Source organism: Thioalkalivibrio sp. ALR17-21 (assembly GCF_000420185.1).
Taxonomy (GTDB): Bacteria; Pseudomonadota; Gammaproteobacteria; order Ectothiorhodospirales; family Ectothiorhodospiraceae; genus Thioalkalivibrio; species Thioalkalivibrio halophilus.
Genome location: NZ_ATUL01000001.1, coordinates 36,921 through 59,025, shown reverse-complemented (window position 1 = coordinate 59,025; position 22,105 = coordinate 36,921). Strand labels below are relative to the sequence as shown.

The following is a 22,105-nucleotide window of genomic DNA, read 5'->3' as shown; positions in this document are numbered from 1 at the left end:
TAGTAATCCCTTGTTGTGGCCTTGTGCACCGGCCGGATGTGGCGATCGGTGTCACAGGCGGAAATTTTCGCCGAGGTAGACCTCGCGCACGCGGGCATCGTCCAGCAGTTCCTCCGGCGTTCCCGCGCTCAGAAGGTGCCCCTCGCTGAGGATGTAGGCGCGGTGGCAGATGCCCAGGGTCTCGCGCACGTTGTGGTCCGAGATTAGTACGCCGATGCCGCGTTCGGCCAGGTGGCGGATCACTTCCTGGATCTCGCTGACCGAGATCGGGTCGACCCCGGCGAAGGGTTCGTCCAGGCAGATAAACCGCGGATCACCGGCCAGCGCACGGGCGATCTCGGCGCGCCGCCGTTCGCCTCCGGACAACGCGATGCCGGGGCTGTGGCGCACGGTTTCGAGCTGGAATTCCTCGATCAGGGCATCGCCGATGCGGCGGCGCTCGTGGCGGTCCAGTCCGGGCCGCAGTTCCAGCACTGCCTGCAGGTTGTCCTGGACCGACAGGCGGCGGAAGATCGAGGCCTCCTGTGGGAGATAGCCCAGCCCGGCGCGGGCGCGTTCGTGGATGGGGGCCTGCGTGATGTCGCGCCCGCCCAGGGTGATGCGCCCGGTATTGGGCCGGATCAGGCCGACCAGACTGTAGAAACAGGTGGTCTTGCCGGCCCCGTTGGGTCCCAGCAGGCCGACCACCTCGCCGGGCACCAGGTCCACGTCCATTGCGTCCAGCACGGTACGCTGGCCATAGCGCTTGCTCAGCTCGCGGGCGACCAGATGGCCGTTGGCCGCGGGCCTCATGGATCGTCCTCGCGTGGCTGCAGGCGGATGTGCACGCGCTCGTCGTCGGTGTCGCCGCGTTCCGCGCGGATCACGTCGCGCTCGAGGTCATAGGTGATGCGCTGCCCGCGGGCATCCTCGGCGGCGGTGATGACGCGCGCCCGTTCGGTCAGGATCACGCGTTCCTCGTCGAGGAAATAGTCGATGCGCAGCCCTTCGGCGATGCGCATCTCGCCGGTCTCGGGATCGGGCGACTCCAGGCGTGCGGGCTCGCCGTGGGCCTCGATCTCGTAGGGGCGGCGCTCGCGCATGTGCACGATCACGCGGTCTGCTTCCAGCGTGGCATCGCCGCGCACCACGATCACGTCGCCGGTGTAGGTGCCGGTGCCCGCGCGTTCGTCCATCTCGGCGTGGTCCGCGGTGATCTCCACCGGCAGGGCATCCTCGCGGCCGGTCGCCGGCGGGGCCGCCAGGATCAGTGCGAGTACGCCCGCCACGGCAAGCAGCGGGGCCGGTCGGCGGATGCCCGCGCGGCGATGTTCGGTTGTGGCCGGGTTCATTCCGGGCGGTCCTCCTGCGGCAGGTCGCTGTACAGCGTGTAGACCTCGGCGAGCAGTTCAATGGTATCCGCTTGCGGGTCGGCGCGCAGGCCGGTACCCCGCTGGAACAGTCCCGGCTGTTCCAGAGTGCTCGACGCCGACGAGGTCGTCAGCCGGGTGTCCAGCGCCACGCGCACGTCGCGCGACTCGATCACCGTGCGCACGCGCTCGTTGCGTTCGGGGCGCACGCCGCGGGTGTGGCCGAAGGTATGCAGCAGTTCGCGATCGGGCTGATGCGCCGCGCGCGGGGCCCGCCAGGTCCAGTTCAGGCCCCGCTGGTCCAGCAGATCCAGCTCCGGGTCATCGATGAACTGGACCGCATCCCGGTCGTATTCGCGCAGCCGCGCCCCCTGCAGGCGGTGGGTGGGCCGCCCGTCCTCGCCAGTGACATGCGCGGTAAACCCCTCGATCTGCAGCGTGGGTTCGGCGTCGGCCGCGGGTTCGGCAGGCGGCTCGGCCGCTGTCGGCCCGGCGAGCAGGAGCCCGGTGGTCAGCAGCCAGGCGGCGAGCAGGGCGCGACGCGGATCCGGGCTCATGCGTGCAGGTAGCTTTCGAGCACGGCCTCGAGGCGGCCGCGCGCGGCCAGCAGGTCCTCGCAGACTTCGCGCACCGCGCCGCGCCCGCCACCGGCCGTGGTGACCCACTGCGCGTGCTGGCGCACGAACGGATGGGCGTCGCCGACCGCGATGCCCAGGGCAACCCTGCGCATCGCCGGCAGATCGACCACGTCGTCGCCCACGAACGCGGCCTCGGCGGCGCGGTGCCCGGTCTGCTCCAGCAATTGCGCCAGCGCGGCGCCCTTGTCCCGCCGGCCCTGGATGCAGTGACGGATGCCCAGATCCCGCAGGCGATGCTCCACGACCGCCGACTGCCGCCCGGTGAGGATTGCGACCTCCAGCCCGTCGTCCATGGCCATGCGCAGGCCGTGGCCGTCGCGGCTGTGGAAGGCCTTGTACTGTTCGCCACCGTCGCCGAGAAACAGCGCGCCGTCGGTCAGCACGCCGTCGACGTCCAGGATCAGCAGTCGGGTGGTCCGCTGCAGGGTGGAAAGGTCGGTTTCGGTGTTCATCAGGCCACCCCCGCGCGCAGCAGGTCGTGCATGTTGATGACTCCCTGCAGGCGGTGGTCGGCGTCGGCCACCGGCAGGGCGTTGATCCGGCGGCTCTCCATCATCTCCAGGGCCTCGGCCGCCAGCCAGTCGGCACCGGCGGTGTGGCCGTCGCGGGTCATGACCTCGCCGATGGTCAGGCTGTCGAGGCTGTGGCCGAGGTCCAGGGTGCGGCGCAGGTCGCCGTCGGTGAAGACCCCCAGGATTCGCGCGTCGGCGTCGCTGACGATCACCAGTCCCAGCCCCTTGCGGGTGATCTCGAACAGCGCATCCTTCAGCGGCGCGTCTGGTGCGATGCGCGGGATCGCTTCGCCGGTATGCATGATGTCGCCGACGTGGATCAGCAGGCGACGCCCGAGGCGGCCGCCGGGATGCGAGCGGGCGAAGTCGTTCGCGGTGAAGCCGCGCGCGTCCAGCACCGCCACCGCCAGGGCATCGCTCATCGCCAGGGCCGCGGTGGTGCTGGAGGTCGGCGCCAGCCCCAGCGGGCAGGCCTCGTGTTCCACGCTGACATCCAGGTGTACGCTGGCATCGGTGCTCAGGCGCGAGCCGGGGTTGCCGGTCATCGCGATCAGCGGGACGTCCAGGCGTCGGATCAGCGGCAGGATGGTGAGGATCTCGTCGGTCTCGCCGGAGTTCGACAGGGCGATCACTACGTCGTCGCGGGTGATCATGCCGAGATCGCCGTGGCTGGCCTCGCCCGGATGCACGAAGAACGCCGGCGTGCCGGTGGAGGCGAGGGTGGCCGCCAGCTTGCTGCCGATGTGGCCGGACTTGCCCATGCCGGTAACCACCACCCGCCCGCGACAGGCGAGGATGTGCCGGCAGGCCGCGAGGAAGGCGTCGTCGATGCGCGCGGTGAGGCCGCGCACCGCGTCGGCCTCATTTTCGAGGACGGCCAGTGCAAGCTTGCGGGTTGTGTCGGGGTTCAGATCCATGCCGGTGCCGTGATTGCGAGAGTCACAAGGTAGCCGCTGAAGGCCAGAAGGAGAAGGGCTCCGTGCCAGCGGGTGATGCGTCCCGGGCCGAAGCGGGCGGCCAGCAGCACCGCCACGGTCAGGGCCAGCATCACCGGATAGTCACGGGTCAGCACTGCGGGTTCCACCGCCAGCGGCGCGATCAGGGCGGGTACCGCCAGCACCGCCAGCAGGTTGAACAGATTGGAACCGACGACGTTGCCGAGGGCCATGCCGGTTTCGCGGCGCAGCGCGCTGGCCACGGTGGTGGCCAGTTCCGGCAGACTGGTGCCGATCGCGACCAGGGTCAGGCCGATCAGCAGTTCGCCGGCTCCCAGGGCGGTGGCGATCTCGACTGCCCCCCAGATCAGCGCCTGGCTGCTCGCCAGCAGCACCACCAGACCGCCGGCGAGCCACCCCAGGGCGGTCGGGAAACCGCCGGGCGTGGCCGCCGGCGGGGGCGGGGCCAGCCCGGGGTCGGACTCCGGGGGCGTGCCGGGGTGGCGGGCCGCGCGGATCATCCAGACCACGACCGCGATCAGGCCGGCCAGCATGATCACCCCTTCCGCCCGCGCCAGCCGGCCGTCCAGCAGCAGCAACAGCACACCGAGCGTGGCCAGCAGCAACAGTGGCAGTTCGCGTCGTACCAGCCCGTGACCGGCGATGATCGGGGCGATCAGGGCGGCCAGCCCGAGTACCAGTCCCAGGTTGGCGATGTTCGAGCCGATCGCGTTGCCCACCGCCAGCCCCGGTGCTCCCTGCAGGCTGGCCAGCAGCGAGACGATGATCTCCGGGGCCGAAGTGCCGAAGGCGACTACGGTAAGGCCGATCAGCACCGGCGAGACCCCGAGCCCGCGCGCCAGGCCGGCGGCGCCGAACACGAAGCGATCGGCACTGGCGGCGAGCAGCACGAGACCACCGACGACGGCGAGCAGCGGCAGCAGCATGCGCGGTCCGGTCGCCCCCTATCGATTGCCGACCCGCAGGCGCTCGAGGCACTCCGGGGTCGTGACCCGGGGTTGCCAGTCGAGTTCCCGGCGTGCGCGCGTGCAGTCCAGGACCAGCGGGCCGTCGAGCCCGCGCACCCAGCCCGGATCACCGGCCCGTGCGCTCAGGCGCCAGGCCAGCGGGTGCAGTCTGCGAATGAGGCCGGCGGGTACCGGCAGGGTCAGGCGCCGACCGTAACGGGCCATGGCACGCAGCGACCACACCGGTTCGGTGCCCAGGTTGAAGCAGCCCGGGGCGCGGCGGGTGACCGCGGCGGCGATTGCCCGCGCGGCGTCTTCTTCCCACAGGATCTGCACCGGCGCGTCGATCCCGGCCGGGTGAAGGCGGCTGCGGGCGATCCGCTGCAGCAGCGGGTGGGCATGCGGCCCGACTACCGCGGGCGGCCGCAGGACGGTGGAGACCAGATCGGGATAGTCGCGCCCCGTGGCCTCCAGGGCCTGTTCGGTGGCGACCTTGTCCTCGGCGTAGGGGAAGCGCGGGCGCAGCGGCTGGTCCTCGTCCAGGGGGGCGGGCGAGTCCGGCCACGGGCCGTAGACCGCGGCGCTGGAGAGGAACACTACATGGCGCACACCGGCCTGTGCGGCGGTCGCGAAGACCGACCGCGACAGTTCCACGTTCTGTCGGCGCACCCATTCGCGATCGTGGCGGCGGCGCCCGCCGTGGCCGCCCATCAGCTGGAAGGCCAGATGCACCAGGGTATCGGCACCGGTGAGGTCTTCGGGCGTCAGTTGCGTCAGATCCTTCTGGCGCAGGTCGTAGCGGTCCGCCGGCAGGGTGGCGGCGCCGGGAAAGTCCGCCGGTTCGCGATCCAGGGCAATGATCCGCTCGACCTCCGGGGTGTGCAGCAGTTCGGGCAGCAGGACCCGGCCGATACGACCCGCCGCACCGGTGACGGCAACGCGCATGCGGTTATCGGGCCGGATCGGGGCCATCGAGGAATTCCGGCATGACCTCTTCGGCGAAGCAGCGCATGGACTCCTCCGCCAGTTCGCGCGGCACGGCCCCGGCGCCGAAAGCCAGCAGCAGGTGATCCACGCCCGCCTCGCGCAGGGCCTCGATGCGCTCGCGGCATTCCTCGGGGGTGCCGACCAGCGTCATGCCCAGCATGTCGAGGATCTTCAGGTTGATCCCGGCCTTGACCAGGTGGCGGAAGCGGCCCAGCGAGCGGTAGTAGTCGTAGCCCTCGATCAGGCGTTCCAGCACCGGCAGGGTCTGCCGGAACATGTTGCGGTAGAACCATTCGAACGCGGGCTTGGCCTCACGCCGGGCGCGCTTGCCGTCCGGCAGGCACAGCACGCCGAGGGTCATGCCCACGCGCGGCGGGTGCGGGGTGTCGCCGCCGGCATGGGTCCAGCCCTCGCGGTACAGGCGGATGTCCTCGCGGATCATCTGCCACGGCTTGAACGGGCCGGCCAGCGCACCGATGCCCTGTTCCGCCGCCCAGGTGAACGACTCGGGACTGACCGCGGCGGTCCACAGCGGCGGGTGCGGGTCCTGCAGCGGTGCCGGCATCACCGGGACGTCGTCGAGGTGGTGGAAGGGCCCGTGCTGAGTGATGCGGCCGGTGGCGAAGGCCTGGCGCAGGGCATCCAGTCCGGCATCCACCCGGGCGCGGCCCTCGCTCATCTCGGCGCCGAATGTGGCATATTCCGGCGGCGAGAAGCCGCGGCCGATGCCCAGCTCCAGGCGGCCGCCGGAGAGCTGGTCGAGCATGCCGACGCGTTGCGCGACCCGCAGCGGGTGGTGATAGGGCAGGGGCACGACCCCCAGGCCCAGGCGCAGGTTCCGGGTGCGCTGGCTGGCTGCGGCGAGCACGAGATCCGGCGCGGTGGAATGCGAGAATTCCGGCATCAGGTGGTGTTCCACCAGCCACGCGGTGTTGAATCCGAGGGTGTCGGCGAGGTCCCACAGTGCAAGGGTGTCCTCGATCGCGCGGTGTTCGTCGATATCGAGGAATTCGGGGACCGAGATCTCGTGGAAGAGGTCGAAGTACATCGGGAAACTGTGCCGCGCCACCGGGGTGCTGGCAAGTCGCAACGGGGGGAATATGACGGCAGGAGATCCATCGGACGCGGCCACCGAAGGGATGCGCGTACAGGTTCAGCCGGCCGCGGTCGCCCGGCCGGGTACGCCGGCCTGGGACGGGTATTTCCCGGCCAGTCTGCCGCTGGACTGGCAACTGGCCTATCTCGGCCATTTCCGCTCGCGGGTGTTCGTGCCCGGGGTGCTGGGGGCCGACGGGGCGCTCTCCGCCCCGTTCGGGGACTGGGACGACGCGGTGCCGCCCAATCTGCGCGTCACCGTGAGCTGGCCGCCGGAGACCGAGGCCACGGCCGGAGTCGCCGGCCTGACGGGCCTGGCACGGGTCCTCGGAGAGCGCCTTGAGGGGGTGGCGTTCGAACCAGGGGTGGCCGTCGAGGCGGCGGTTGCCGGGCTGCGGGGTGCGGGCCTGGAGCGCCTGCAGGTGGCAGGGCCGGGCGAATCCGTGGGGTTGCCCGGGGTCGACGAAGCGGTGTGGTACCCGCAGCTCCATGCCGGAGAGGGGCCGGGGTTCTGGCGTCTGCGTCCTGCGGGCGAGCCGGATCCCGCCGACTGGCGCGTGCTGGTGGAGGCCGTGGCCGGATGCAGCCCCGCAGGGGCGCTGCCGGTGTTCCTCGAGGCCTCGCCGGGCGTGCTCGACGGTGTGCGCACCATCGCGAAACTGTTGGGGAAACACTGATCAATGTACACGGTGGTTTGACGCACCGTGCGGCCGGGGCCAGACTCCGGCGTCCATGCATGCGCCGCGCTGCGAGGGACGCCGCGTCCGCATCCCGGGAGACTCGAATGTGAGCCAGTCCGCATCCGCCGAAACGCCGCACATCGTGGTGGAGGACCTGCATTTCCGTCGTGGCCGGAAGCCCATCTTCGATGGTCTTTCGCTGGAGGTGCCGCGCGGGCGCGTGACGACCGTGATGGGCCCCAGCGGCAGCGGCAAGACCACGCTGCTGCGGCTGATCGGCGGCCAGCTGCGACCGGATGCGGGACGCATCCTGGTCGATGGCGAGGAGATCGGGCGGCTTTCCACACGCCGGCTGTACGCGGTGCGCAAGCGCATGGGGCTGCTGTTCCAGACCGGGGCCCTGCTGACCGATCTGTCGGTGTTCGAGAATGTGGCCTTCCCGCTCCGCGAACACACCGAGCTGCCCGAGGATATCCTGCGGACCCTGGTGCTGATGAAGCTGGAGGCGGTCGGTCTGCGCGCGGCGCGCGACATGGACCCGGCCGAGCTGTCCGGCGGCATGGCCCGGCGCGTGGCGCTGGCACGGGCACTGGCGCTGGATCCGGAACTGATCATGTACGACGAGCCGTTCACCGGCCTGGATCCCATCACCATGGGCCAGATCGTGACCCTGATCCGGCGCACCAACCACAGTCTCGGGCTCACCAGCGTGCTGGTGTCGCACGACGTGAATGAGGCCATGAGCATCTCCGATCACGTGGTGCTGATCGCCGAGGGGCGCGCGGTGGATGCCGGGCCGCCGGATGCGCTGCAGGCGCGGGCCTCCGACTGGTCCGCCCAGTTCCTGGAAGGCCGGCCGGATGGTCCGGTGCCGTTCCATTACCCCGGGGCCTCGTATCAGGACGATCTGCTGGACGCGGGAGGGCGCAACCATGATTGACGCGATCGCGTCGGTCGGGCGCTTCAGCCTGGATGCGCTGGCGGTGCTGGGGCGGGCCTCGATGTTCCTGCTGCGGATCTTCGCCGCGCTGGATGCCGTGGTGCGGCGCTTCGGCCTGACCGTGTGGCAGGTCTACTCGGTGGGTGTGCGCTCGGTGCTTATCGTGGTGGTTGCCGGGCTGTTCGTGGGCATGGTGCTGGCGTATCAGGGCTACATCACCCTGGTGGACTTCGGTGCCGCCGAGGCCCTGGGCGGCGTGGTCGCGCTGTCACTGGTGCGCGAGCTGGGCCCGGTGGTGACCGCGCTGTTGTTCGCCGGACGCGCCGGCTCCGCGCTGACCGCCGAACTCGGCCTGATGAAGACCACCGAGCAGCTCTCGGCGATGGAGATGATGGCGGTGAACCCCTACCGCCGGGTGTTTGCGCCGCGCTTCGTCGCCGGGTTCCTCTCCATGCCGCTGCTCGCCGCGATGTTCAGCGCGGTGGGCGTCATGGGCGGTTACATCGTCGGGGTGGGTCTGCTGGGCGTGGACAGCGGTGCGTACTTCTCGCAGATGCAGGCGGTGACCGACTGGAACGAGGACGTCATGTCGGGGGTCATCAAGAGCATCGTGTTCGGCTTCGTGGTCAGCTGGATCGCGGTGTTCCAGGGCATGGATGCCACGCCGACCTCGGAAGGCATCTCGCGCGCGACCACGCAGACCGTGGTGGTCTCCTCGCTGGCGGTACTGGGGCTCGATTTCATCCTGACCGGGCTGATGTTCGGCGGGAACTGAGGAGTGGAGAAGCAACCATGAAGATGCGTTTCGTCGAGCTGGCCGTCGGGGTGTTCGTGCTCCTGGGCGTGGCGGCGCTGTTCTATCTGGCGGTGCAGGTCAGCAACATTACCGATTACCGCGACGGCGACACCTACGAGGTGACCGCCTACTTCTCCAACGTGGGCGGGCTGAAGGTGCGCGCGCCGGTCAACATCTCCGGGGTGCGGGTCGGGCGCGTGGCCGACATCCGCTACGACCCCGAGGCCTTCGAGGCGAAGGTGACCCTGGCCATCCGTTCGGAACACGACTATTTGCCGGCGGACACCCAGGCGAGTATCCATACCGCAGGACTGCTGGGCGAACAGTACGTCGCGCTGGAGCCGGGTGGCGACTACGATACCCTGCAGGACGGTGACCGGATCCTGTTCACCCAGTCGGCCGTGGTCCTCGAGAACCTGATCGGCCGGTTCATGACCAACATGGGGGATGACTGAGTCATCCCGGCCACCCAATACCGAGGGAGTGTGCCATGCGTTTGTTGCCGAATTTCGTTCGTTCCCCGCGTACCGCGCCGGCATGGCTGGCCGCGACGGCCCTGCTGCTGGCGACGCTGGCCCCGGCCGCCCAGGCCGAAAGCCCGGCGCAGATGATGGAGCGCTCGGTGGACGAGGTTTACAAGGTCCTGCGCGAGAATGAAGATCGCGCGCAGGAGGAGCCCGAGTTCGTGATCGAGGTGCTGCGCGAGTACGTGCTGCCGCATGTCGACGTGGACGGGATGGCGCGGCTGGTGCTGGCGCGCCACTGGCGTGATGCGTCCGACGAGCAGCGTGAGCGTTTCACCGAGGCGTTCACGACCACCCTGCTGCAGGTCTACGGGGTGCAGCTGGCGGATCACCTGGACAAGGAGGTGCGCATCATCGAACGGCGCTCGCGCGAGGACGACCGCATGGCGGTGGTGGCCAGCGAGATCGTGATGGGCTCCGGGCAGTCCAATCTGCAGGTCAATTACCGCCTGCGCCCGGTCAACGGCGAATGGAAGGTGTTCGATGTGGAGGCCGAGGGGCTGTCCTTCGTCGGCAATTTCCGCAGCCGCTTCGGGGACGAGATCGCCAACAACGGGCTCGAGGAGCTGATCGCACGCCTGGAGGATGGTGACGAGGAGCTGATCGAGGAGGCGGTGGACGACGTGGCCGAGGAGACCGACGCCGCGGAGGACCGGTGAGCGACGCCCGGATTACCGCCGATGACGCGGGCCTGGTCCTGCGCGGTCATCTGACCTTCGTGACCGTGCCGGGGCTGGAGCGCCAGGTGCGCCCGTTGTGGCAGGGCCTGCCCGAACATGCCCGGGTGGCGCTGGGCGACACCGGGCGCATCGACAGTGCCGGTCTGGCATTTCTGGTGACTCTGTGGCGCCAGGCCCGGCACAGGGGGCATTTCCTGGTGTTCGAGCCGGTGCCCGCACGGCTGGAGCCCCTGCTGGAACTGTACGACCTGCGGGGCGTGATCAGCGAATCCGCGGCGAAGGCGGCGGATCCGCCCGGCTGCCACTGACTGGCCCGGGGCGGGGCGCCGCGCGCCGGCGACGCAGTTTCGTTATCATTGCGGGTTTTGCCGGTCCGCTCCTGGCCCGGCTTGCGAACCGGGCAATACATGGACAAGCTCATCATCACCGGCGGCGAGCCCCTGGACGGTCAGGTCTGGGTCTCCGGCGCCAAGAACGCGGTACTCCCCATCCTGTCGGCGACGCTGCTGGCCGACAGCCCCATGGTGATCGGCAACGTGCCGCACCTGCAGGACGTGACCACCACCATGGAGCTGCTGGGGCGCATGGGCGTGAGCCTCACGGTGAACGAGCGCATGCGCATCGAGGTGGATCCCACCACCCTGACCCAGTGTGTTGCGCCCTACGATCTGGTCAAGACGATGCGTGCGTCCATCCTGGTGCTGGGGCCGCTGCTGGCGCGCTTCGGCGAGGCCGAGGTGTCCCTGCCCGGCGGCTGCGCGATCGGCTCGCGGCCGGTGAATCTGCATCTGCGCGGGCTGGAGGCGCTGGGTGCCGAGATCGACGTCGATGGTGGCTACATCCATGCGCGGGCCGGACGCCTGCAGGGCGCGCGGGTGGTGTTCGACCAGGTCACCGTCACCGGCACCGAGAACCTGCTGATGGCGGCGACCCTGGCCGAGGGGGAGACGCTGATCGAAAACGCCGCCCGCGAGCCCGAGGTGGTGGACCTGGCGGACTGCCTCACCGCGATGGGGGCGAAAATCCGCGGTGCCGGGACCGACACCATCCGGGTCGAAGGCGTGGAACGCCTGCATGGCTGCGATTACGACGTGATGCCCGATCGCATCGAGACCGGGACCTTCCTGGTCGGGGCCGCCATGACCCGTGGGCATGTGCGCACCCGCAACACCCGGCCGTCGCTGCTCGACGCGGTACTGGCCAAGCTGGACGAGGCGGGCGCCCGGGTGGAGACCGGTTCGGACTGGATCGATCTGGACATGCGGGGGCGTCGCCCGCGGGCGGTGAATCTGCGGACTGCGCCGTTTCCCGCGTTCCCGACCGATATGCAGGCGCAGATGATGGCCATGAACACAGTGGCCGAGGGGACCGGTTCGGTGGTGGAGACGGTGTTCGAGAACCGCTTCATGCACGCGCTGGAACTGCAGCGTATGGGCGCCCGGATCACCATCGAGGGGAACACCGCGATCGTCGAGGGCGTGGAGCAGCTGGTCGGTGCGCCGGTGATGGCCACCGACCTGCGCGCCTCGGCCAGCCTGATCCTCGCCGGTCTGGTCGCCGAGGGGGAGACCGCCGTGGAGCGCATCTACCATATCGATCGCGGTTATGAATGCATCGAGGAAAAACTGAGCCAGATCGGCGCAACGATTCGCCGGGAGCCTGCCTGACATGATGGACGCCAATACCCTGACCATTGCCCTGTCCAAGGGGCGCATCCTCGAGGATACCCTGCCGCTGCTGGCACAGGCGGGGATCGAGCCGCTGGAGGATCCGGACAAGACGCGCAAGCTGATCCTCGACACCACGCGCGAGGACGTGAAGATCGTGGTGGTGCGGACCACCGACGTGCCGACCTACGTACAGCACGGTGCCGCCGCGGTGGGAGTGGCGGGAAAGGACGTGCTGATGGAGCACGGGGCCGCCGGGCTGTACGAGCCGCTCGACCTGGGCATCGCGCGCTGCCGCATGATGCTGGCCGGCCACCCGGGGCAGCAGCCGGACCCGGGCACGCGCCTGCGGATCGCGACCAAGTTCGTGAACATCGCGCGTAATTATTTCGCCAGCCAGGGACGCCAGGTGGAGATCGTCAAGCTCTACGGCTCGATGGAGCTGGCGCCGCTGGTGGGTCTGGCCGACTACATCGTGGATCTGGTGGATACCGGCAATACGCTGCGCGCCAACGGCCTGGAGCCGCTGGAGGAGATTGCCCCCATCAGTTCCCGGTTGATCGTGAATCAGGCAGCCATGAAGATGAGACATGGACTGATTCAAAATCTCATTGAGAACCTGCGCGAGGCCGTGACGCCCGCGACGACGTAACCGAGACTGCCATGACCGCCGATACCGACGACCTCAGGATCCGTGACATCCAGGAGGTGTCCGCTCCGGACACCGTGCGCGACGAACTGCCGATCACCGATGCGGCATCCGACACGGTGTACGAGGCCCGCCAGGCCTGCCATCGGATCCTGCATGGCGAGGACGACCGCCTGCAGGTGATCGTGGGCCCCTGCTCGATCCACGACGTGGATGCCGCGCTGGACTATGCCGACCGCCTCAAGCCCCTGCGCGACGAACTCTCCGATGCGCTGAACATCGTGATGCGGGTGTATTTCGAGAAACCGCGTACCACGGTGGGATGGAAGGGCCTGATCAACGATCCGGATCTGGACGGCAGCTTCCACATCAACAAGGGGCTGCGCGTGGCACGCGGGCTGCTGCGCGATCTGGCGGTCAAGGGCATGCCGGCGGCCACCGAGTACCTCGACCTGATCAGCCCGCAGTACATTGCCGACCTGGTCGCCTGGGGCGCGATCGGCGCCCGTACCACCGAGAGCCAGGTGCATCGCGAGCTGGCCTCCGGGTTGTCGTGCCCGGTGGGCTTCAAGAATTCCACCGACGGCAGTCTGCGGGTGGCGATCGACGCGATCCGTTCGGCGTCGCGGCCGCACCACTTCCTGTCGGTCACCAAGGCCGGGCGTTCGGCGATCTTCTCCACCGCCGGTAACGACGATTGCCACATCATCCTGCGCGGTGGCAGGCAGCCCAATTACGATGCCGAAAGCATCGACCAGGCGTGCCGGGAGCTGCAGATGGCCGAGCTGCCCGAACAGGTGATGGTGGACTGCAGCCACGCCAACTCGCGCAAGGACCCGGCGCAGCAGATGGAGGTCGCGCGGGTGCTGGGCGAGCAGATCGCCGGGGGGGATCGCCGGATCATCGGGGTGATGCTGGAAAGCCATCTCCTCGGCGGGCGCCAGGATATCCTCCCGGGGCAGCCGTTGAACTACGGCCAGAGCATCACCGACGCCTGCATGGGCTGGGATGACTCCGAGGCCACCTTGCGCGGGCTGGCGGAAGCCGTGCGCGCGCGCCGCAAGCACAACACCCCGGCCTGACGCCCGGGCACGAGGACACGCCATGCCTTCGATCAAGCGACTCGACACGCGGGACACCGGATTCGCAACCGAACTGGAGCGCCTGCTCGCCTGGGAGTCCGGCGAGGAGGCCGGGGTGCGCGACGCGGTGCGCGAGATCCTCGATGCGGTGAAGGCCGAGGGGGACGCCGCGGTGCTGCGCTATACCGAGCGCTTCGACCGCCTGGAGCGCGACTCGGTCGCCGGGCTGGAAGTCCCGCAGCAACGCCTGCAGGCGGCGCTGGAGGCGATACCCGCGGCGCAGCGCGAGGCGCTGGAGACCGCCGCCGAACGCATCGGCGAATACGCCCGACACCAGTCGATGCAGGACTGGCAGTTCACCGACGCCGACGGCACGGTGCTGGGGCAGCGGGTGACCCCGCTGGACTCGGTAGGCCTTTACGTGCCGGGCGGCAAGGCCGCCTATCCATCCTCGGTGCTGATGAATGCGGTGCCCGCCCGGGTGGCCGGTGTCGGCCAGCTGATCATGGTGGTGCCGGCGCCGGACGGCGAGCTGAACGACCTGGTCCTGGCAGCCGCGGCGGTCGCCGGTGTCGACCGGGTGTTCACCGTGGGCGGTGCCCAGGCGGTAGGGGCGCTGGCCTACGGGACCGCGACCATCCCGGCGGTGGACAAGATCGTCGGCCCCGGCAACATCTTTGTCGCCGCGGCCAAGCGCGAGGTCTTCGGTACCGTCGGGATCGACATGATCGCCGGTCCGTCGGAGATCCTGGTGGTCTGCGACGGCGAGACCGATCCCGAGTGGATCGCGGCCGACCTGTTCTCCCAGGCGGAGCACGACGAGCAGGCCCAGTCGATCCTGGTGTCCTGGGACCATGCCTTTCTCGATCGGGTGAACGAGGCCATGGACCGCCTGCTGGAGGAAATGCCGCGTGCCGACATCATTCGCACGAGTCTGCAGAATCGGGGCGCGTTGATCGCCGCGCGCGACCTCGACGATGCGGTTGCGGTGGCCAATCGGGTCGCCCCCGAACACCTGGAGCTCTCGCTGGCTGACCCGCAGGCGGCGCTGGACGCCGGGCTGCGGCACGCCGGCGCGGTGTTCATGGGCCGTCATACCTCCGAAGCCCTGGGCGACTACTGCGCCGGGCCCAACCACGTTCTGCCGACCTCGCGCACCGCGCGTTTCTCGTCACCGCTGGGGGTCTACGACTTCCAGAAACGCTCCAGCATCATCCAGTGTTCGCCCGAAGGCGCGGCGCGGCTGGGGCGCACCGCTGCGGAACTGGCCCATGGCGAGGGGCTGACCGCGCACGCACGTTCCGCGGAACTGCGGCGGGAATCGTGAGCGCGGGCCGCCACGACCGGCCGGAAGACCTGATGCGCCCGGAGGTTCTGGCGCAGCCGGCCTACGCGGTGGCGGATGCCACGGGGCTGCTCAAGCTGGACGCGATGGAAAATCCGTGGCCCTGGCCGGGCGAGCTGGAGGCCGCCTGGCTGGAAGCCCTGCGCGAGCCCGAGCTCAATCGCTACCCGGATGCCGCGGCGCGCGATCTGGCGGCGCGCGTGCGTGCGGTTGAGGCGGTGCCCGAGGGCGCCGGGCTGATGTTCGGCAACGGCTCCGACGAGCTGATCCAGATTCTGATCCAGGCAGTGGCCGGCAGCGGACGGCCGGTGATTGCGCCCGAGCCCGGATTCGTGATGTACGGCGTGCTGGCGCGCGCGCTGGGTGTGCCCTTCCGCGGCGTGTCCCTGCGGCCCGACTTTGCCCTCGACCTGGATGCCCTGCTGGCGGCGATCCGCGAGGAGCAGCCGGCGATCGTGTTCCTGGCCCATCCCAATAATCCGACCGGTCGTCTGGAAGACCCCGCGACGGTGCAGGCGGTGATCGAAGCCAATCCCGGCATCACCGTGGTGGACGAGGCCTACGCGCCGTTCGCCGGACACAGCTTCATGCCACAGGCCGGGGGTACCGCAGGCCTGCTGGTGATGCGGACGGTGTCCAAGCTCGGCCTGGCGGGTACCCGGCTGGGCTACCTGGCGGCGGAGTCTGCCTGGATCGACGCGCTGGACCGGCTGCGCCTGCCCTACAATATCAACACCCTGACTCAGCGCAGCGTCCGCTTTGCCCTGGATCATCGTGACGTACTGGACGGTCAGGCGCGCGCGATCGTGGCCGAGCGCGAGCGCCTGCTGCAGGCCCTGGAGGCGCTGGCCGGCGTCACCTCGGTGGTTCCGTCGCAGGCCAATTTTGTCCTCTTCCGGGTCGGGGAGGGGCAGGGTGCGGCGGTGTTCGCCGGGCTGCGCGAGCGGGGCGTGCTGATCAAGGACGTGGGCCGTGCGCATCCGTTGCTGGCCGACCACCTGCGGGTCACCGTGGGCCGTCCGGAAGACAACGACCGTTTTCTCGAGGCGCTGGAGGCCGCGCTGGCGCGGAGCTGAGACTGCGTTTTCCGGGGCGGCGTGCGCCTGGCGTCAGATGGGGCGCTGGGCGACTTCTGCTGCCAGGTCGTGGCGGTCGCCGGCGCGCTCGATGCGGATGTCCAGTGATTCGCCCGGCGCCGTGCGGGCGATGATGTCGAGGGCATCGCGCGGGGATTCCACCCGGTCACCGTTGAGGTGAGTAATCACGTCCCCGGGCTCGATGCCAGCTTCGGCCGCCGGTCCGTCGCGTAGCACACCGGCAACCAGTACCCCCAGGGCATCCTCGACACCGAACGAGCGGGCGAGGTCCGGGCTCAGGGACTGGACTTCGATCCCCAGCCAGCCGCGCGTTACATAGCCCTGTTCAATGATCTGGGTCATCACGTCACGGGCCAGATCCGCCGGGATCGCAAAGCCGATCCCGTGGGAGCCGCCGGAGCGGGAAAAGATCGCGGTGTTGATCCCCACCAGCTCGCCGTGCGCATTGATCAGCGCCCCGCCCGAATTGCCGGGATTGATGGCGGCATCGGTCTGGATGAAATCCTCGAAGGTGTTGATGCCCAGACGGTTGCGGCCGGTGGCCGACACGATGCCCTGGGTCACGGTCTGGCCCACCCCGAAGGGATTGCCGATGGCGAGGACCACATCGCCCACCCGCAGATCGCTGGACCGGCCGAGGGGGGCGACCGGCGGCTCCTCGGTCTCCACCCGCAGCACCGCCAGGTCGGTGTCCGGATCGATCCCGATGATCTCCGCGGGCAGCGCCCGATCATCGGGCAGGACCACCGCGATCGCCTCGGCTTCTTCGATCACGTGATGGTTGGTCAGTATGTGCCCCTGCCCGGTCATGATCACGCCCGAGCCCAGGCTGGACTCCTCGCGTTCGCCGGGCGGCGGGACCCGGCGGCCGAAGAATTCCTCCAGCAGCATGCCCGGGTCTGGCTCCACGGTGCGCGAGGCCATGATGTTCACCACGGCCGGGGCCGAGCGTTCCACGGCCGGCGCATAGGAAGCGGGCGCGGCTGTGGCATCCTCGGCCGGCGTTGCCACCCGGTCCACGGTCGTGCCGTCCTCGCCCGTACCGAGCCAGTCCGGGAAGAACACCGCGATCGCCACCGCGATCAGCACGCCGGTCGCCGCGGCTTGCAGGAAGAAGCGAGAAAAATTCACCATATGCGTGAGCTTAAGGAAACACGGGTCCATGTGCACGCCCGCCCGCGCGGATCATGTGATCCTGACACCCCCAGTCCCAACCCCTTGCCCGGGTCGTCGGCCCGGCCGGAACCGGAGTCCCTCCCATGCATCGTGACGAGCTGCTTGCGGGCCTCGACGCCAAACTCGAGCCTGCCCGGTTTACCGATTACTGTCCCAATGGCCTGCAGGTCGAGGGCCGCACCGAGGTGCGCCACGTGGTCAGTGCCGTGACCGCCTCCGCTGCCACCATCGAGGCCGCCGCCGAGCGCGGCGCCGATGTCCTGCTGGTGCATCACGGCTATTTCTGGAAAGGCGAGCCGCAGGTCATCACCGGCATGAAGCAGCGCCGGATCCGCCGTCTGCTGGAGAGCGGGATGAACCTCGTCGCCTACCATCTACCCCTGGACGCCCATCCGGAGGTAGGAAACAACGCCTCCCTGGCACGCGACCTGGGGCTGGTGGCCGACGGTACGCTGCGCGACGACGGCGTGGGCCTGGTCGGCGCGCCGGACGAGCCGCTCTCGGCCCCGGGGCTTGCCAGTCGCATCGCTACTGCCCTCGGGCGCGAGCCCCTGCTCGTCACCGCTGGCGAACACCCCGTCCGTCGCGTGGCCTGGTGCAGCGGGGGCGCCCAGTCGTTGCTGCCCCGCGCCGCCGAGCTGGGCGCCGATGCCTACATCAGCGGCGAGATCTCCGAGCAGACCACGCACGAGGCGCGCGAGCTGGGCGTGCACTACCTGGCCGCCGGCCACCACGCGACGGAGCGGGGCGGACCGCGGGCACTGGGTGAATGGTGCGCGCGGACGTTCGACCTGACCCACGAATTCCTCGATCTCGACAACCCGGCCTGATACCCTGCGCCGCGGGCCGCAGCCGTCTGCTGCCGGCGGGCGCCCCGGATCCTGCGACGCCGCGACGATCCGCGTCGTACTTGACCTTATTAGCGTGTTCGGGAATTCTATTACGATTTTCCTGCCCGCCCGTCGGGTCCGAACAAGAGAGCCAAAAGGCTCCTTCGAGCAGGCTGCGCCCGGCGGGTGCATCCTCGCATCACGCTTTCAACACGTTGTTTGGAGAGACAAACATGGCAAACCAAGGCGTAAATCGAGGCCGTCGCCGGTTCCTCGTCGCCGCGACTTCGGTCGTGGGCGGGGCCGGTGTGGCTGCAGTAGCCGCACCGATGCTGGCGTCCCTGCAGCCGAGTGCGCGCGCCCAGGCGGCCGGGGCTCCGGTCGAGGTCGCCCTCGGCGAGATCGAACCGGGCCAGCGCATCTCCGTCGAGTGGCGCGGCCAGCCCATCTGGGTGGTTCGGCGCACGGACGAGATGATCGAAGGGCTGTCCAGGATCACGGACCGTCTGCGCGACCCGAACTCCGAAGTCGAGGAGCAGCAGCCTCCTTACGCCCAGAACGAACACCGTTCGATCGATCCCGAGTTCCTCGTCGTGATCGGCATCTGTACCCATCTGGGCTGCTCGCCGAGCTATCGTCCGGAAATCGGTGATCCCGAGATGGGGGCCGCCTGGCAGGGCGGCTGGCTGTGCGGCTGCCACGGTTCCCGCTTCGACATGGCCGGACGCGTCTACTCCAACATGCCGGCGGCCACCAATCTCGTGATCCCGCCGTACAAGTACCTCACGGACGACGTGATCCTGGTGGGCGAAGACGACGAAGAAGGAGGGACCGTCTGATGGCCAGTAATCCGGACGAAAAGATCCAGGGCGGCTTCCTGGGCTGGGTGGATGCACGCTTCCCCCTGTCCCAGATGTGGAACGACCACCTGGCCAAGTATTACGCGCCGAAGAACTTCAACTTCTGGTATTTCTTCGGCTCGCTGGCCCTGCTGGTGCTGGTCATTCAGATCGTCACCGGCATCTTCCTGACCATGTTCTACAAGCCGGACGCGGAGCTCGCCTTCTCGTCCGTCGAGTACATTATGCGTGACGTGGAATGGGGCTGGCTCATCCGCTACATGCATTCCACCGGCGCCTCGATGTTCTTCGTCGTGGTCTATCTGCACATGTTCCGGGCGCTCCTGTACGGCTCCTACAAGAAGCCACGCGAGCTGATCTGGATCTTCGGCATGCTGATCTATGTCGTGCTGATGGCCGAGGCCTTCGCCGGCTATCTGCTGCCGTGGGGCCAGATGTCCTACTGGGGCGCGCAGGTGATCGTGAACCTGTTCCAGACCATCCCGTACATCGGGCCGGAACTGGTGACCTGGATCCGCGGTGACTTCCTGCTGTCCGACGCGACGCTGAACCGCTTCTTCGCGCTGCACGTGGTGGCCCTTCCGCTGGTGCTGATCCTGCTGGTGGCCGCGCACATCATCGCGCTGCACGAGGTGGGCTCGAACAATCCCGACGGCGTCGAGATCAAGGCCCACAAGGACGAGAACGGCATTCCGAAGGACGGCATCCCGTTCCACCCGTACTACACCGTGAAGGACATCGTCGGAGTGGGCGTGTTCCTGATCGTGTTCTTCGCGATCGTGTTCTTCGCCCCCGAGGGTGGCGGCTACTTCCTGAAGCCGGACAACTTCATCCCGTCCGATCCGCTGGTGACCCCCGACCTGATCCCGCCGGTCTGGTACTTCACGTCGATGTACTCGGTGCTGCGCTCCGTGCCGGATCCGTTCCTGGGCGTGGTGGCCATGGGGGCCGCGGTGGTGATCCTGTTCGTCATCCCGTGGCTGGACCGCAACCCCGTGAAGTCGATGCGCTATCGCTCGTTCGCGGCCAAGTTCAACCTGGCGGTGTTCGTGGTGGCGTTCGTGATCCTCGGCTGGCTGGGCCTGCAGCAGGCCACCACCGCGGTGAGCGACATGAGCCTGCGCTTCGCTCAGGTGTACTTCCTGTTCTTCTTCCTGCTGTGGTTCCTGTCGCGGGAGCGTTCGGCCGGCTTCAGCATCCTGGCATTCCTGGTGCTGGTCGCGATCTACACGTTCTACGACGTGGTCCGCTTCGATCCGGACGAAGCCTCCCTGATCATGTGGGGCTGGCTCATCCCGACCGTTTATCTGTTCGTGACCATGGTGGCCCCCGTGTTCGCACGTGGTCTGGGCCGTGACCGTGCCGTTCCGCAAAGGGTGACTTCGTGATGAAAAAGCTGATTGCTGCAACCTTCGTGGGCCTTGCGGCCCTGTTCATGGGGCCGGCGGGTACCGCCGGCGCCAGCGAGCTGATGTCGGCCAACGTGGACATCTCCAACCAGAACGCGCTGCAGCGGGGTGCCCGCCTGTTCGCGGACAACTGCATGGGATGCCACTCGACCAAGTACGAGCGTTACAACCGGGTCGGCAAGGGTATCGGCCTGACCGAAGAGCACATGGAAGAGCACTTCATCTTCGTCACCGACGAAGAGGGTGAGCCGGTAGGTGTCGGTTCGCTTATGGAGATCGCCATGGAAGACGACTATGCCGAAGAGGCCTTCGGTGTTGTCCCGCCGGATCTGACCCTGACCGCCCGCATCCACGGCGAGGACTGGCTGTATACCTTCCTCAAGTCGTTCTACCGCGACGAGTCCCGTCCGCTGGGCGCCAACAACACCATCTTCAGTAATGTCGGCATGCCGCATGTCCTGTGGCACAAGCAGGGCTGGCAGGAGCTGGTCGAGGACGAGGATGGCAACGAACGCCTGGAACTGGTCGAGAGCGGCAGCATGAGTCCGACCGAATACGATCGAGCGGTGCGCGACATCGTCACCTACCTGTCGTACATCGGCGAACCCGTGCAGCTGGAGCGCCAGCGGATCGGGGTCTTCGTGATGATCTTCCTCGCCTTCTTTACCGTGCTGGCGTACTTCTTGAAAAAGGAATACTGGAAGGACGTACACTAGGCGGGACGAGCCGTAGTCGGCGTGCCCCGGAGGACCGGGGTGCGCCGGCATCCTGTACCGTCGACCCGGCGGAACCCCATGCCGGGCTAGGGAGAATGCCATGGCGCTGGTCGCCAACCGCCGTTCCGTTATGACGCTGTTTTCTGCACACGACTGCGTGCGCTGTCACCGGGTGCGCATCATCCTCGCCGAGAAGGACATCGCGGTGGACGTGATCAATCTCGGGCCCGACGACATGCCCGAAGATCTCTCCGACCTGAACCCGTACAACGAGGTCCCCACCCTGGTGGACCGGGATCTGGCCCTGTACGGGACCCATGTCATCACCGAGTATCTCGACGAACGCTTCCCGCATCCGCCCCTGATGCCGGTGGATCCGGTCTCCCGCGCGGCCGCGCGTCTGGCGCTCTATCGCGTCGAGCGCGACTGGTACGAGGGACTGGACAACCTCGCGAAGGCTTCGGGTTCCGGGGTCAGCAAGGCCCGCAAGGTGCTCAAGGAGAGCTTCATCGCCTCCGGCGAGATCTTTGAACTCAAGCCGTACTTCCTGAGTGACGAGTTCAGTATCGTGGATGCGGCCATCGCCCCGGTCATCTGGCGGCTGCCGGCCGTGGGCATCGAACTGGAAAGCCTGCCGCAGGCGATCCAGGACTATGCCGAACGGGTGTGCCGGCGCGAATCCTTCTCCATCAGCCTCACCGAAGCCGAACGGGAGCTGCGTCTTTGACTTCTTCCCGCCCCTATCTGCTGCGTGCCCTGTGGGACTGGATCACCGACAACGGCATGACACCGCACCTGCTGGTGGATGCCACGGTGGACGGCACGGCCGTGCCGGACGCCTTCGTCGAGCAGGGCAAGATCACCCTGAATGTCGGCCCCACGGCCGTCCAGGGTCTGGAGCTGGGCGACGAGTACGTGTCGTTCTCGGCCCGGTTCGCCGGCAGTCCGATGGATGTCTTCGTGCCGCAGACCGCGGTGATGGCCATCTACGCGCGCGAGAACGGCCAGGGGATGATGTTCGGCAGCGAGCCCGGGCCGGATCCGGACCCCGGTCCCGGAGACGGGCCGCCGGATGACGGTGATGACACGGGTGATGGCGGCGAGGGTGGCGACGAGGCGCCCCGGCGCAAGGGCGGCCCGTCTCTGACCGTGGTCAAGTAAGGGCGGTCG

At 68.5% G+C, this 22,105-nt stretch carries 26 protein-coding genes; 17 read left to right on the top strand and 9 right to left on the bottom strand.

The genetic code is table 11. The annotated features are described in order from the left end of the window. Positions 1-51 precede the first annotated feature (51 nt). From lptB to G020_RS0100270, 8 genes are read right to left on the bottom strand one after another with little or no spacing between them, the layout of a single operon-like run. Positions 52-792 (bottom strand): LPS export ABC transporter ATP-binding protein, encoded by a 741-nt coding sequence (lptB, locus tag G020_RS0100305; RefSeq protein WP_024328200.1) that lies wholly within the window; start codon positions 790-792, stop codon positions 52-54. Beyond that, positions 789-1,331 carry a lipopolysaccharide transport periplasmic protein LptA gene (lptA, locus tag G020_RS0100300; protein ID WP_018947410.1) on the bottom strand — a complete coding sequence of 181 codons (543 nt, stop codon included), beginning with the start codon at positions 1,329-1,331 and terminating at the stop codon, positions 789-791. Before lptA ends, lptB begins: the two co-directional genes overlap by 4 nt. Continuing rightward, positions 1,328-1,906 (bottom strand): LPS export ABC transporter periplasmic protein LptC, encoded by a 579-nt coding sequence (gene lptC, locus G020_RS0100295; protein ID WP_024328199.1) that lies wholly within the window; start codon positions 1,904-1,906, stop codon positions 1,328-1,330. Before lptC ends, lptA begins: the two co-directional genes overlap by 4 nt. Next, entirely contained in the window at positions 1,903-2,439 is a 537-nt protein-coding gene (locus G020_RS0100290) for an HAD family hydrolase (RefSeq protein ID WP_018947408.1), read from the bottom strand. The genes lptC and G020_RS0100290 overlap by 4 nt, the downstream gene beginning before the upstream one ends. Beyond that, positions 2,439-3,416: a KpsF/GutQ family sugar-phosphate isomerase gene (locus G020_RS0100285; protein ID WP_024328198.1), complete on the bottom strand. Its 978-nt coding sequence runs from the start codon at positions 3,414-3,416 to the stop codon at positions 2,439-2,441. Before G020_RS0100285 ends, G020_RS0100290 begins: the two co-directional genes overlap by 1 nt. Beyond that, positions 3,407-4,381, bottom strand: coding sequence for a calcium/sodium antiporter (locus G020_RS0100280; RefSeq protein ID WP_024328197.1), 975 nt, complete (start codon positions 4,379-4,381; stop codon positions 3,407-3,409). Before G020_RS0100280 ends, G020_RS0100285 begins: the two co-directional genes overlap by 10 nt. Before the next feature lie 18 nt (positions 4,382-4,399). Then, positions 4,400-5,347 carry an NAD-dependent epimerase/dehydratase family protein gene (locus tag G020_RS0100275; RefSeq protein ID WP_024328196.1) on the bottom strand — a complete coding sequence of 316 codons (948 nt, stop codon included), beginning with the start codon at positions 5,345-5,347 and terminating at the stop codon, positions 4,400-4,402. A gap of 4 nt (positions 5,348-5,351) precedes the next feature. After that, positions 5,352-6,437, bottom strand: a complete 1,086-nt coding sequence (locus G020_RS0100270; RefSeq protein ID WP_024328195.1) for an LLM class flavin-dependent oxidoreductase — start codon at positions 6,435-6,437, stop codon at positions 5,352-5,354. A gap of 52 nt (positions 6,438-6,489) precedes the next feature. Here G020_RS0100270 and G020_RS0100265 point away from each other — a divergent pair, with 52 nt between their 5' ends. From G020_RS0100265 to hisC, 11 genes are all read left to right on the top strand, one after another. Continuing rightward, complete coding sequence (locus tag G020_RS0100265) at positions 6,490-7,161, top strand: hypothetical protein (RefSeq protein WP_231363021.1); 672 nt, start codon at positions 6,490-6,492, stop codon at positions 7,159-7,161. 55 nt (positions 7,162-7,216) lie between these two features. Then, positions 7,217-8,104: an ABC transporter ATP-binding protein gene (locus tag G020_RS0100260; RefSeq protein ID WP_369774015.1), complete on the top strand. Its 888-nt coding sequence runs from the start codon at positions 7,217-7,219 to the stop codon at positions 8,102-8,104. Then, positions 8,097-8,879 (top strand): lipid asymmetry maintenance ABC transporter permease subunit MlaE, encoded by a 783-nt coding sequence (mlaE, locus tag G020_RS0100255; protein WP_018947401.1) that lies wholly within the window; start codon positions 8,097-8,099, stop codon positions 8,877-8,879. The genes G020_RS0100260 and mlaE overlap by 8 nt, the downstream gene beginning before the upstream one ends. A gap of 17 nt (positions 8,880-8,896) precedes the next feature. Continuing rightward, positions 8,897-9,355, top strand: a complete 459-nt coding sequence (mlaD, locus tag G020_RS0100250; RefSeq protein WP_018947400.1) for an outer membrane lipid asymmetry maintenance protein MlaD — start codon at positions 8,897-8,899, stop codon at positions 9,353-9,355. 35 nt (positions 9,356-9,390) lie between these two features. Then, positions 9,391-10,083 (top strand): phospholipid-binding protein MlaC, encoded by a 693-nt coding sequence (locus G020_RS0100245; RefSeq protein WP_024328193.1) that lies wholly within the window; start codon positions 9,391-9,393, stop codon positions 10,081-10,083. Then, a complete protein-coding gene (locus G020_RS0100240; protein ID WP_018947398.1) occupies positions 10,080-10,412 on the top strand; it encodes a lipid asymmetry maintenance protein MlaB in 333 nt (110 codons plus the stop codon). Before G020_RS0100245 ends, G020_RS0100240 begins: the two co-directional genes overlap by 4 nt. A 99-nt stretch (positions 10,413-10,511) precedes the next feature. Beyond that, positions 10,512-11,771 carry a UDP-N-acetylglucosamine 1-carboxyvinyltransferase gene (gene murA, locus G020_RS0100235; protein WP_018947397.1) on the top strand — a complete coding sequence of 420 codons (1,260 nt, stop codon included), beginning with the start codon at positions 10,512-10,514 and terminating at the stop codon, positions 11,769-11,771. Position 11,772: 1 nt separating this feature from the next. Continuing rightward, a complete protein-coding gene (gene hisG, locus G020_RS0100230; RefSeq protein WP_018947396.1) occupies positions 11,773-12,423 on the top strand; it encodes an ATP phosphoribosyltransferase in 651 nt (216 codons plus the stop codon). 11 nt (positions 12,424-12,434) lie between these two features. Beyond that, entirely contained in the window at positions 12,435-13,502 is a 1,068-nt protein-coding gene (locus G020_RS0100225) for a 3-deoxy-7-phosphoheptulonate synthase (protein ID WP_018947395.1), read from the top strand. Positions 13,503-13,524: 22 nt separating this feature from the next. After that, a complete protein-coding gene (gene hisD / locus G020_RS0100220) occupies positions 13,525-14,829 on the top strand; it encodes a histidinol dehydrogenase (RefSeq protein WP_018947394.1) in 1,305 nt (434 codons plus the stop codon). 32 nt (positions 14,830-14,861) lie between these two features. Continuing rightward, on the top strand, positions 14,862-15,923 hold the full coding sequence (gene hisC, locus G020_RS0100215) for a histidinol-phosphate transaminase (RefSeq protein WP_051130305.1): 1,062 nt from the start codon (positions 14,862-14,864) through the stop codon (positions 15,921-15,923). Between the two features lie 33 nt (positions 15,924-15,956). Here hisC and G020_RS0100210 read toward each other — a convergent pair whose 3' ends face one another. Then, on the bottom strand, positions 15,957-17,078 hold the full coding sequence (locus tag G020_RS0100210) for a trypsin-like peptidase domain-containing protein (RefSeq protein WP_024328191.1): 1,122 nt from the start codon (positions 17,076-17,078) through the stop codon (positions 15,957-15,959). A gap of 125 nt (positions 17,079-17,203) precedes the next feature. Between G020_RS0100210 and G020_RS0100205 the strand changes: the two genes are divergently transcribed. The 6 genes from G020_RS0100205 (at position 17,204) to G020_RS0100180 (ending at position 22,096) form a co-directional block, all read left to right on the top strand. Beyond that, positions 17,204-17,950 carry a Nif3-like dinuclear metal center hexameric protein gene (locus G020_RS0100205; protein ID WP_018947391.1) on the top strand — a complete coding sequence of 249 codons (747 nt, stop codon included), beginning with the start codon at positions 17,204-17,206 and terminating at the stop codon, positions 17,948-17,950. A 233-nt stretch (positions 17,951-18,183) separates the two neighbouring features. Continuing rightward, complete coding sequence (petA, locus tag G020_RS0100200) at positions 18,184-18,789, top strand: ubiquinol-cytochrome c reductase iron-sulfur subunit (RefSeq protein WP_024328190.1); 606 nt, start codon at positions 18,184-18,186, stop codon at positions 18,787-18,789. Beyond that, positions 18,789-20,198, top strand: coding sequence for a cytochrome bc complex cytochrome b subunit (locus tag G020_RS0100195; RefSeq protein ID WP_018869857.1), 1,410 nt, complete (start codon positions 18,789-18,791; stop codon positions 20,196-20,198). The genes petA and G020_RS0100195 overlap by 1 nt, the downstream gene beginning before the upstream one ends. Beyond that, on the top strand, positions 20,198-20,935 hold the full coding sequence (locus G020_RS0100190; protein ID WP_018869858.1) for a cytochrome c1: 738 nt from the start codon (positions 20,198-20,200) through the stop codon (positions 20,933-20,935). Before G020_RS0100195 ends, G020_RS0100190 begins: the two co-directional genes overlap by 1 nt. Before the next feature lie 100 nt (positions 20,936-21,035). Then, positions 21,036-21,662, top strand: a complete 627-nt coding sequence (locus G020_RS0100185; RefSeq protein ID WP_018947387.1) for a glutathione S-transferase N-terminal domain-containing protein — start codon at positions 21,036-21,038, stop codon at positions 21,660-21,662. Then, positions 21,659-22,096 carry a ClpXP protease specificity-enhancing factor gene (locus G020_RS0100180; RefSeq protein WP_018947386.1) on the top strand — a complete coding sequence of 146 codons (438 nt, stop codon included), beginning with the start codon at positions 21,659-21,661 and terminating at the stop codon, positions 22,094-22,096. The genes G020_RS0100185 and G020_RS0100180 overlap by 4 nt, the downstream gene beginning before the upstream one ends. Positions 22,097-22,105 lie beyond the last annotated feature (9 nt).